We start from the raw sequence: 11755 nt of genomic DNA on the forward strand, positions 1-11755 counted from the left end.
AACTGGAGGTGATCGTGCAGGCCGGGTTCAACCACATCTCCATCGGCGGCCCGCTCGGCCGCACACCGGCGGAGGCGATGCGGCTGATCGCCGAACGGGTGATCCCGCACTTCAGGTCGACCACCGCGAACGTGTGACCGCGCGGCATCCGCTGGGGTGACGGATGCTGATCTGCTTCGAAGTTCCAGCCGAGCACCGGTATCTTGCTGCGAAGGCGATCCTGGTCCGACAGGACGGCATCCACGGTGCCACGGTCCAGTCCCCGAGGCGAACAGGATCAACGTTCGCTGTCCCACTGGTCCTCGGCATACACGCATTTCTTGCGCAGTCTTCAAGAGGACGTCAAGATTGACGGTCACTGGCCCCGGACATCTCCGAGAGGAGGAGTCGGAATGCAGACGGCAAAATCTGGGGCGATCATCGAGCGCATGTTCTTGTTCGCCCGGAGGTGATGGTTACGGCGACCCGCAACCGCACGCTCGGTCTGGGCATGGTGCACGAGATCGGTACCGGAGTGCCGACCAACACCGCTGAACAGCTGTTGGTCAACGGCGATCCCACCACCGATCTGCGCGATCTGCGGTGCGCGAGCGCGGCCGCAGGGGCGCAGAGCGACACGGGGGTCTCGATCCGAGCGGTCAGCATCGCGCCGGTGCAGTTCGCGAGCGGGGGCGCCGCGGTCGAGGCGATCCTCTACCGATGCCAAGCGCAAGGCAACGACGCGCCCGCGCTGGTCATTTCAACAGGGGCGGATCGCAATATCAAAGGGCTGGAATGGCTCTCACTCCCGTTGGCTCAACGCGGCTACATGGTACTGACTCAGCATTACCGCGAGGGTGAGACTCGGTTCCATCTGCGCGACGAGGAAGACATCCAAAATGCCATCTCCTATCTTGAGCAGGTGTCCGATGTCGATGCGCGCCGAGTCGGCATCGTCGGGCACTCTCGGGGCGGCAGCGCCGTGCTTCGCGCCGCGGCGAAGGATGCTCGCGTGCGTTCCACGGTGGCGATGAACGCGCCCACGGATTACGCGCGGTGGACCCGAGGGATCCAGCATTACGCCCCCGGTGAATATCGTTCGGCGATTACGCGCTACGGGGCTACGCCGGACGACGACCCTCATTACTATCAGGCGATCTCGCCGATTACTTACGCAGGTCGGATCAAGACGCCGGTGTTGCTGGTGCAAGGCGGGAACGACCTGCGTACTCCGGCCGATCATGCCCAGTGGATGTATGATGCGCTCGTCGAGGCGGGGAATCCACGCGTCAGGCTCGAGGTCTTGCCCGGGTTGGGGCATGCCTTTGAAGCTGACGGTGGATACGGCTTCGAGAAGGTCGTGGCGCTTGTCCACCAATGGTTTGCTGATACGCTATGATGCTGTTTCGAAGGCTTCACAACCTGCGGTTCTCAAGACGGGGTTGCTGACGGTCAATGAACACACACGGCTCGAATCTTGAGCGGACGGACACAGTCACAGGCGTTATGGCCTTCGATGCGATCCCGTGATTCCACGCGGAGATGGCTTTGCTTCGTGCGTGGCGAAGCGAAAGGATCGCTGATGACGGGATACTTGCCGGGGCCTCGTGCAGAGCTGTGTGACGCTGTCGGCACAGCGCGGGGGCCGAGGCGGGATCTCGCGCGGGCCCTTGTGGCTGGCGGTCGCCGCGCACCGGTCGTGTGAGAGGCATGGATTCACGCGCTCCCCGGGACTGCAAACAGGAACTTTCGGCGTGATGGGTGGGCGCATGCACGGGCGCACCGAAGAGGCGATCGTTATGGCAACGCGTGACAACCCGCGTAATCTCCGCAGGACGCAGACGATCGATGCTGTAGCGCCCGGCGATCCTGCCACCGGCCTGTCGGCGTTCCCGCGCGTGAACGCAGCCGCGCATGCGCAGACCGACACGGGCACGCCGCGCCGAGAGGTTAGCATCACGCCACTGACGTTCGCGAGCGAGGGCGCCGCGGTCGAGGCGATCCTCTACCGATGCCCAGAGATCGGGGACGGGATGCCCGCACTGGTCGTTTCAACAGGGGCGGGTCGTAACAATAAGGGACTGGAATGGCTCTCGCTCCCCTTGGCTCAGCGCGGCTACGTCGTTCTGACTCAGCGCTTCCGCGACAGTGGGACTCGGTTCCATCTGCGCGACGAGGAAGACATCCAGAATGCCATCTCCTACCTCGAGCAGTTGCCCTATGTCGATGCACGCAGAGTAGGGATCGCCGGTCGTTCTCGGGGAGGGAGTGCTGTGCTTCGCGCCGCCGCGAAGGATGCCAGGGTGCGGTCCACCGTGGCGATGTGTGGGCCCACGGACTACGCGCGGTGGATCCGAGGGATCCAGCACTACTCTCCCAGCACATACCGTTCGGCGATCAAACGCTACGGGGTCACGCCGGACGACGACCCCCAATACTTTCAAGCGATTTCGCCGATTAGTTACGCAGGGCTGATCAAGACACCGGTGTTGCTGGTGCAAGGCGGGAGCGACCTGCGAACTCCCGCCGATCATGCCCAGTGGATGTATGAAGCGCTCGTCGAGGGGGGGAATCCACGCGTCAGGCTCGAGGTCTTGCCCGGATTGGGGCATGCTTTCGAGGATGGATTTGGCGGGTACGGCTTCGCCAAAGTCGTCGCACTGGTCCAGCATTGGTTCGCCGAGACGCTCTGACGATAAATCGCGGGGGGACCGGTCTTCTCAAACGGGCTGTGAGAACGTCGGCCGAGCATCGTTGGCGAGGCGCTCTTCGAGTCTCCGGGGTCACGGGTCGCGGGGAGGCGAGAATGCCGCGGTGAACTGAGATCGATGAGACGGTATGGTGGTGTGATCAAGAACCGAAAGGAACACCGCCCATGAACACTCCGAGCACCACGCATGATGCAAGGATGCTCAACTCACTCCGGTGGAGACTGATTGGGCCGTTCCGGGGTGGTCGTGTCGTGGCCGTCGCCGGCGACCCCGAGCGTCCGTTGGTGTTCTACTTCGGCTCCACCGGTGGCGGAGTGTGGAAGACCGAAGATGCCGGGTGGATCTGGCAGAACATCTCAGATGGCTTCTTTCGGACGGCATCGGTGGGGGCCCTCGCGGTGGCGGACGCCGATCCGAATGTCATCTACGCCGGGATGGGTGAATGCTGCATCCGTAACAACATCGCGCACGGTGACGGCGTCTATCGGTCGACTGACCAGGGACGCACATGGGAATCGGTTGGGTTGGCAGAGACGCGCTCCATCGCTCGCATTCGGGTCCATCCGCGTGATGCCAATCTGGTGTATGTCGCGGCACTCGGGCACACGTTCGGCGCCCACCCGGCGCGCGGCGTATTCCGGTCTGCCGACGGCGGCAGGTCATGGAACCGGGTGCTCTTTCGGAACGACCGGGCCGGGGCGTGCGATCTGAGCATGGATCCCACCAATCCGCGCATCCTCTTTGCCGCCATTTGGGAAGCGCACCGCACTCCATGGGAGATGAGCAGCGGAGGTCCCGGGAGCGGTTTGTTCAAGACGACCGACGGCGGGGACTCCTGGACCGAGATCACCGACAATCCCGGTCTCCCTCGCGGTATCAAGGGCCGGATCGGCGTGGTGGTGTCGCCGGCGCTCCCGAACAGAGTCTGGGCAGTCGTCGAGGCGGAGGAGGGCGGCGTTTTCCGCTCAGACAATGCCGGCGCGACCTGGACCCGCGTAAACGGTGAGCGCGAGCTGCGACTGCGGCCGTACTATTACAGTCACATCTTCGCGGACCCAGTGGATGCCGATACGGTCTATGTCGCCAATCAAGATCTATGGAAATCGGTGGACGGCGGCCGCACATACACGAAGCGGGCGTTGCCCCACGGCGATCACCACGACCTCTGGATCGATCCCAAGAACCCGCAACGCATGGTGAACGGGAGCGACGGCGGTGGAAGCGTCTCTCTCAACGGCGGCGACTCATGGTCGACGATCTACAACCAGCCCACGGCCGAACTCTATCACGTTACCGCGGACAACAGTTTCCCCTACCGCGTCTACGGCGCCCAGCAAGACAATACGACCCTCTCCCTCCCGAGCAGTACGACCGAGGGGGCGATCACGTATTGCGCTTTTTACGATGTGGGCGGGAGCGAATCCGGCTACATCGCAGTCAACCCCGACAATCCCAATATCATCTTCGCCGGTATCTACGGACAACAAGGCATGTTGACTCGGTATGATCACCAGACCGGTGAAGTCCGGGATATCACGGTGTGGCCGGAAAACGCGGCGGGCTGGGAGGCGGGCAGGCTGAAATATCGTTTCCAGTGGACGTTCCCGATCGTCCTCTCGCCCCACGATCCGCACGTCCTCTACGCGACCGGTAATCATGTCTTCAGAACGACGAACGAAGGCGCCCGGTGGGAGGCTATCAGCCCCGATCTTACGCGGAATGATCCGACGAAGCTGGGGTCCTCTGGCGGCCCGCTCACGCCAGAGAATGCCAGTACGGAGTACTATTGCACGGTGTTTGCCTTCTGCGAGTCTCCGGTGCAACCGGGCATCCTGTGGGCCGGATCCGACGATGGGCTGATCCACATCTCAACGGACAACGGGCGCACCTGGGAGAACGTCACGCCCGCGATCCTCCCCGAGTGGGCGTTGATCAGCACCATCGAAGCTTCTCCACACGATCCTGCTACGGCGTACGTGGCCGCGACGCGGTACAAACTGGACGACTTGCGGCCGTACCTGCTGAAGACCACCGACTTCGGGAAATCCTGGCAGTTGATCGCGAACGGCCTCCCCGAGGATCTCATCACGCGTGTGTGCCGCGAGGATCCCGTCCGCCGGGGGCTCCTGTACGCTGGCACCGAGACCGGCGTCGTCTTCAGCGTGGATGATGGCGCGCACTGGCACCCTCTGCGGAACGGACTGCCGACGGTCCCGGTGCACGACCTGGTGGTGAAGAACGATGAACTCGTGCTGGCGACGCACGGCCGTTCGTTCTGGACGCTGGATGACGCCTCGCCGATACGACAACTGACCGAGGAGGTGCGCGCGGCACGAATCCACCTGTTCACGCCGCGGGCGACGCCGCGCGTAAAAGTGCGCGGGCTCGCTCTCAGGACAGGCGGACCGCTGAGCTACGCCATTGCGGGCGGCCTGGGCGTCACCGCGCTGGAACGCGACGGTTCGCCGGTGCTGCTCGATGCCGGTCAAAACCCTCCCACCGGAGTGCTGGTGCATTACTACTTCCGCGAGAAGCCCATGGACGAGGTCAAGCTGGCATTTCTGGACGACTCGGGACTTCTGCTCCGCGAGTTCTCAAGCAAGCCGGTTGCGGCGCCGTCGCCGTCTCGCATGGTCCATGCCGCCCCGAGCACCGAACAGGTCACCGTCCCCGCGGAGCAGGGGGCCAATCGATTCGTCTGGAATATGCGCCTCGCTGGGGCGCGTGAAATACCGGGGGTCTCGATGGTGGTCGGATCTCTTGATGGCCCAATCGTGCTCCCGGGGACCTATCGCGTCCGGCTAACCGTAGGGGACCTCACGCTGGAGCGCTCGTTCGACATCCGTCGGGACCCCCGGCTCACCCTGACGGACGACGACCTGCGGGCACAGTTCGACTTCCTGGTTGCGGTGCGCGACAAAATTACTGAGGTACACGACGCCGTCCTTGACCTGCGCGACATACGAACCCAGGTGCAATATTGGATGTTTCGGATCGAAGGCCTGCCCGGCAGCGGTGCGCTGGCGGGCGTGGCCAACGAATTGGGTTCCGCCCTGGACGGCATAGAGGACGCCTTGATTCAATCGCGGTCCGAAACCTTCGGGGGGCGGTTTCAGTATCCCGTCCGCCTGAATAATCAGTTGGCCACCCTCGGCCATGTGACCGGCATGGGGACGGCAGCGCCGACCGACCAAGCGCGCGAGTTGTTCGCGGAGCTCCGCGCGAAGACAGATGCACAGCTCGACCGATTGGCTGAGGTCAAGCGCAGAGAAGTCGCAATGTTTGGCAACGCACTGCGGGAACTCGGGATCCCGCCGATCTGGGTGCGCGGCAGAGGCAGCAGGGGTTAACGGACCAGGTTCAACGAGCTGCGGGAGGTCAGCCGATCAATCAACGGCCCAACACCGCCGTTCCGCGTTTACTGGGAAGAGCGCTAGCCCGCCGTCATCGTGGCACGCAGCCATTCTACACAGGCCGCGGGGAACAACGCCGCGGTGACGACGAATAGCCTGCCGACGAGCAGCCATTCAACGGCACCGCTGTGTTGATTCGGGTCCCATCGAACACTCCCTCGATCCAATCTCGCCAAATCCGCGTGACCAGGAATGCCAGGCCGGTTACGAAACCGAGGATTGTCTCGAGCCAAACCTGGACTCGTAAGCTCCTCGTCATCACGACCTTCATTCCCTGCGGATTCTGATCACCCACACGAGTACTTCCCGTTCAACACCCCCCAATTCTTGTCGCGACGGGAGAGACCCACGGCGTCGGCATGCAGGCCCGATCGGCGCTCATGCCTCCAGCCACGTCTTCTCATTCACGGTGAGCGTACCGGTGCGCAGGAGAATCGGGTTGTGGAGCCTGCGGCTCATCCCGGCGGTTTCCTTGGGTTGCAGGAGCCAGACGGCCGGCACCTGCTGCGCGAGGACGTCTTGTGCTTGTCGGAGCAACGCGTCACGGCTGGCTTCTGTCGACGTCCGCTCCGCCTGGGTAGTCAACCGATCAAGGTCCGCGTCACAGAAGCCGGCCGTGTTGGCGCCGGTGGGACGGAAGAACTGGCACCCGAACCGCGTCTCGATGGCATGCACGGCGTCCACGTCCGACCAGGCATCGAACCACATCTCCAGAGGGCTGTGTCTCGGATCCATGCGGATTAATTCCAAGTACCGCGCGGACTCCACGGTTTCAAGGTTGATCGTGACCCCGATCGCCTGCAGCTGCTGTTGTATGGCCTGCTCGAGTTCGTAGTCCTTCAGGTAGCGTCCCTTCGGCCCCACCATGTGAGTGGAAAACCCCTTGGGATACCCGGCATCGGCGAGCAGGCGCTGCGCTTTGGCTGCGTCGTGCGGGTAGCCGGTCACGGTCGCATAACCGGCCATGCCACGGGGAATCAGCGAATGAAGTGGCTCCGCGAGGGTTCCGTACAGGGCGCGCACAATCGAGATTTGGTCGGCGGCGTAGTTGAGCGCCTGCCGCACCCGCAGGTCGCTGAAGGGTTTCTTGAGGACGTTCATCCCGACAAAAAAACTCCAAAGGGTCTCAGTGGTCTGAACCGTGAGGCGCGAATCTTGCAAGATGCGCGGCACCAGTTCGGGAGGGATATGCAGGACGAGCTGCACGTCTCCGGACGTTAGCGCGATCATCCGCGCCGAATCGTCGGCGATCGGCCGGATGGTCACCTGGTCCAACAGGGCTTTCGACCCCCAATAGTTGTCGTTCCGCACCATGACCAGTCGTTCGCCGTCCACCCACTCCACGAACTTGAAGGGACCCGTGCCCACCGGATGGCGGGCCAGGTCCTTCCCGTACTGTTGAAACGCCGCGGGGCTCTCGATGGCGGCCCCGATACCGGCCAGGCGCGTCAAAAACGCGGCGTCCGTAAACTTCGTGCGAAACTGCACCGTGGCGTCATCGATGACCGCGACGCTCTCGACATACGGCACCCAGTAGCTGGCGCGGAACGGCTTTTCCTGACCGATCATGCGATCAAAGTGCGCTTTGACCGCCCCGGCGTTAAAGCGGGTTCCGTCGGTAAACGTCACGCCCTGTCGGAGTTTAAACGTCCACGTCGTCCCCTCCGAAACCCAACTGACGGCCAGGTCAGGCTTCAGCCGGAGATCCGGAGTGTACCGGACCAAGTAATCGTAGATCATGAATTCAGGGGCCGAAGAAATGGTGTCGCCGCCGTACGCCGGGTCCAGACTGATGATGTCCGCGCTGGACGCGTAGACCAGTGTTCCGCCGCGTTTCGGAGCCTGCGCCGCGCTGACGATCTTGCCAGCCGATCGGGGCGCGAAGAACGAGGTTGCGCTGGCCGCAGTTCCGATGCCCCACCGCAGGAGGTCTCGCCGCGTCATCCCGTTCCGCCCTGGGGTTCTCGGTGCCATGTCCATCACCCCCACCGAATGTGTGCCGGTGCCGGATGCCCGCACCTACCCGTCCGGGCGTTAGACTCGTGCTCTGTCGAGTCCCCTCGTCCGGTCCACCGTTCGATCAACCGATTCGATTGCGGTGTTGATCGCATGCACCAGTTTGTTCCGTTCTCGGATTAGCCGGACATGCAACGCCTTCCGTTCGTCACTCCCGGGCGCCAGTGCGCCCAGTTGTGCCGCCGATTGAAGACCAGGAATTGCGGGCACCGGCGCCGCGGGATCGTGGTCGAAGGGCCCGGCCGCGGTGTACGTGACCGGGATGAGCGTCCGGCCGAGTTGCATCAAGGCATCGTTGATGGCGGCAGCGGCGGCGCGCTGTCTGCGCGTCCCGCGTCCGGGGATCGCGCGGATGTGCTCCATCGCGACCGCCAGACGCTCCGTCGCTGCCGCGAGGCGATCCAGGGCGTCAAGCGGCGGGGCCATGTCGAACGCATCCCCCGCGGCGGCCTGCAAGCCGCGGAGTACCTCTCGTAATTCCGCGACGGTCTCCCGATAGTCCAGTGGCAGAACGGGTGCGGTACACCACCACCACAGCACCAGAGCATAGACTTGGGCATCACGATGCAGGTTGGCCCGATCGACCTTATCGATGGTATCGTCCACCGTATGCCACCACCATCCCAACCGGTGGTGAAGCGTGGCCCCTCCGGATTCGTCGCCTGCGCCCTCGGCCGGAGGTTGCGTGGAAAGGTCACTGAACATCGACGGGACCCCGATGCCCCAAAACGATTGATCTGCGTTGTGTCTGAGTCGGCGCTGCTGGAGTTCCTGGCCAGTCACGTCCCGAATACCCCGTGCCGCCAGCGCCCAGGTCTCCGCCATGGTTGGCGCCTCGCTGAGCACGGTGGCACCCTTCCCTCCGGGCGAGTCGATATTCAGATGGAGCACCGCGCGTTGATACAACTCTTGCCAGTACTGGTCCGCGTACCAGCTGGAACCCGAGTACCTTCCGTGCGAATGCCCCGACCAGAAGGCAAACCGGATGCCTCGGCGCAATCGTGCCCGTCGACGGCTGAAGATGCGCGCCAGCTCTACCATCACCGCGTTCGCGCTGCCGTTGTCCATCGACCCGTGGTACCAGGAATCCACGTGCCCGCTGAACAGGATGAACCGATCCGTCTCGTGTCCCGCGAGGTCGGCGATGAGAATCGGCGTCTTGCGCCATCGGGTGTCTACCGCGGCGCGGATGTTCACCCGGAGCGTCCCGTTTTGTGCGTGCGCCCGCAGGGCCGCTCCATCGGTTTGCGAAACCGACACCGCCACGACCTTGGGAAGCATGCCCATTGCTTCCGGAGTAGGGGATCCCCACACCGTCGAAACAATGGACTCGTATAAGTGTGCGGGATTGATAAAGATGATCCCGAGTGCGCCGGCGTGTTCGGCGAGACGGGTGGGCCCGGGCATGGCGAGGCCATCGACCAGCGCCACCTTACCGCGCATCTGGGCCCCGCGGTAGCCGGCCCCAACAGCCACCACCTCAGTGTCCAGCCCGCCCGGCGGCGTCGACGCCGCGAACGAATGGGTAATACAGCGGATCGTGTTTCGGGCGGGTGCGGTGACCTCGAGCGCAGCCTCGCCCGGCCATGAAATAAGCGCATCATGACGGTCGCGCTGGACCGTGAGCCCGAACCCCTTGAGGATCGCCTCCAAATAGTCGAACGCGTACCCTTCTTCCTCGCTACCGGATAACCGCACCCACCGGGAAAGATCGGATGTATACCGCATGAGCTTCGACGGAGAGATCGCATCTTTGATTTGTCGTTCAGGATCCTTCTGCATGTATCACCTTAGGCTACCGTGATGGAGTCCGGCGGATGCCGAGATCGGCCGTCGCTGTGTACGCGCGGCCGCGGCTATGCCTCGAGCCACGTGTGCCCGGTGACCGTCAGCTGCTCGGAGTTCATCAGCGCCGGATCGTGCTGTTTGCGGCTCATACCGAGCGCCTGCTTGACTTGGAGCAGCCATATGCTCGGGGCCAGCTGGGTAATGAGGTCCTGGGCCTGATTGAGCAGCGCGTCGCGGGCCGTCTGATCGATGCTACGTTCCGCCTGGACGACCAGCTGGTCGAAGCCGAGATTGCAGAACCCCGCGTTGTTGGCCCAAGGGGGCGGAGGGAGTGACAGTCCCAGCGGTTCTCGGTGATTTGACCAGCCTCATTGCCAGACCATGCATCGAGCCAGATCTCTGGCGGGCTGCTGGTGGCGACAGCCGAATGAGCTCGAGGTACCGGGTACAGGTGGGCGCGTATCTTGATTAGACCAGTGAGTAGGGTACACTCCGCGCCTTCCACCACCTCCACATCCTCCGGGGAAGGCGCGGCGATCGGCCCAACCGCCTGAATCCGCTCTCCATGCGCCAGGACGTCCTGGAGCGCCACGCCGGGGTGTCCGGTTCCATCGATGACGCGAATGCTGCGGAAGAGCAGAGTGGACTGAGCGGCTGTCACGTCGCGGCCTCCATACGCGAAGTTCCGGCGCGGGGCTCAGTATAGACGTTCCCAAGGCCGGAAGGCAATGTGCGCCGCGACCGGTTCGGACGCGCGCCCGCGGTCAAGGTGCACACCCGTCGCCGATCGCCTCCGCGAAGTGGCAGGCGACCAGGCGTGCCGGGCCGAGTGGCCGCAGGGCGGGTTCGGTTGCACTGTGCAGGATGCCCAGTCATGCGTTGAGGAGACTGTGTGCCCCAGCTATTGCCGGATCCGGCGGGCCGGTCGCATACTTGGAGGCGATAGCGGAGAGACACGCCCGGGCCAACGCGCAGACGGCTTCCGTTCGTGTGTGACGTCCAACCCTTGACCTGCGGCGCCCTGAAGGGATGAGCCTCGACCAGCGCAGGCGTGAGCGTGAGGTCGTGCGGGGTTGCGCTGGATTATAGAGGAGGCACGGCGCGATGGGAACCGAGTACGTGAAGTTCGGCGTTCGGCTGCTCGACGATCTCGGCGGCGCCCGCGACCTGGTGGCGCTTGCCCAGCTAGCCGAGCGGCTGGGGTTCGACACCCTCTGGTACCCTCACGACATGTTCCACTTGAACTCGTGGGTGCTGAACTCGGCCGTCGCCCAAACGACCTCCCGGATCAGACTGTACGCCCGCACCAATGTCTACACCACCGATCCGGCCGAGATCGCGACCTATATCGCGACCCTCGACGACATCGCCCAGGGACGGGCGAGTGCGACCATCGGGCTGCACAACCTCGACGCCATCACGTGGGTCGGGATGCAGGGGAGCGACGTTCTGCAGCGGGTGCGGGAAGCGACCGACATCGTCCGGCGGTTGCTGCGCGGCGAGGTGGTGGCGTACGGCGGGCAGGTCTACCGGTGGACCGAGAAGGCGTACCTGCGCGTCAAGCCGTACCGGGCTGACGTGCCGATTCTGATCTGCCCGGTGGGGGACGAGTTCATGGAACTGAGCGGCGAGATCGGGGACGGGACGCTGCCGATGGTTACCCCACCGGCATCGGCCTCACTCATTATGGAGCCGATTCAGCGGGGACTCCGGCGGTCGCAGACCCCCGGCCGGCGCTTCGATGCGTGCGCGTTCGTGTGGATGGCGATCTCCGAGGACCGGGACGAGGCGCGCAACATGCTCGCGGATGTGGTCGCCTATTTCGGCACCTACCTGGACCCCCGGGCG

General features: G+C 63.9%; 6 protein-coding genes. 4 read left to right on the forward strand and 2 right to left on the reverse strand.

The window, feature by feature from the left end:
* The first annotated feature begins 451 nt into the window (after nt 1–451).
* The 3 genes from VKV57_09010 to VKV57_09020 all read left to right on the forward strand — a co-directional run bounded on the left by VKV57_09010 (nt 452) and on the right by VKV57_09020 (nt 6040).
* Entirely contained in the window at nt 452–1378 is a 927-nt protein-coding gene (locus tag VKV57_09010; protein HLW60050.1) for a prolyl oligopeptidase family serine peptidase, read from the forward strand.
* A gap of 400 nt (nt 1379–1778) precedes the next feature.
* Nucleotides 1779–2672, forward strand: a complete 894-nt coding sequence (locus VKV57_09015; GenBank protein HLW60051.1) for a prolyl oligopeptidase family serine peptidase — start codon at nt 1779–1781, stop codon at nt 2670–2672.
* A gap of 269 nt (nt 2673–2941) precedes the next feature.
* Nucleotides 2942–6040, forward strand: coding sequence for a glycosyl hydrolase (locus VKV57_09020; GenBank protein ID HLW60052.1), 3099 nt, complete (start codon nt 2942–2944; stop codon nt 6038–6040).
* Between the two features lie 441 nt (nt 6041–6481).
* On the opposite strand, the gene VKV57_09025 is transcribed toward VKV57_09020, so the two are convergent.
* Together VKV57_09025 and VKV57_09030 are read right to left on the reverse strand one after the other, a co-directional pair.
* Nucleotides 6482–8047, reverse strand: coding sequence for an ABC transporter substrate-binding protein (locus VKV57_09025; protein ID HLW60053.1), 1566 nt, complete (start codon nt 8045–8047; stop codon nt 6482–6484).
* A gap of 90 nt (nt 8048–8137) precedes the next feature.
* Nucleotides 8138–9901, reverse strand: coding sequence for a M28 family peptidase (locus tag VKV57_09030; GenBank protein ID HLW60054.1), 1764 nt, complete (start codon nt 9899–9901; stop codon nt 8138–8140).
* Between the two features lie 1110 nt (nt 9902–11011).
* Here VKV57_09030 and VKV57_09035 point away from each other — a divergent pair.
* Nucleotides 11012–11755, forward strand: a 744-nt coding sequence (locus VKV57_09035) for an LLM class flavin-dependent oxidoreductase (GenBank protein HLW60055.1), incomplete at its 3' end; no start/stop codon positions are given.

The sequence above is a fragment of the bacterium genome (genome assembly GCA_035307765.1).
Classification (GTDB): Bacteria; Sysuimicrobiota; Sysuimicrobiia; order Sysuimicrobiales; family Segetimicrobiaceae; genus Segetimicrobium.

What these genes read in the sequence shown, in the direction of transcription:
- VKV57_09010 (HLW60050.1), top strand. Translation starts at nt 452, where the DNA reads ATGGTTACGGCGACCCGCAACCGCACGCTCGGTCTGGGCATGGTGCAC.
- VKV57_09015 (HLW60051.1), top strand. Translation starts at nt 1,779, where the DNA reads ATGGCAACGCGTGACAACCCGCGTAATCTCCGCAGGACGCAGACGATC.
- VKV57_09025 (HLW60053.1), bottom strand. Translation starts at nt 8,047, where the DNA reads ATGACGCGGCGAGACCTCCTGCGGTGGGGCATCGGAACTGCGGCCAGC.
- VKV57_09030 (HLW60054.1), bottom strand. Translation starts at nt 9,901, where the DNA reads ATGCAGAAGGATCCTGAACGACAAATCAAAGATGCGATCTCTCCGTCG.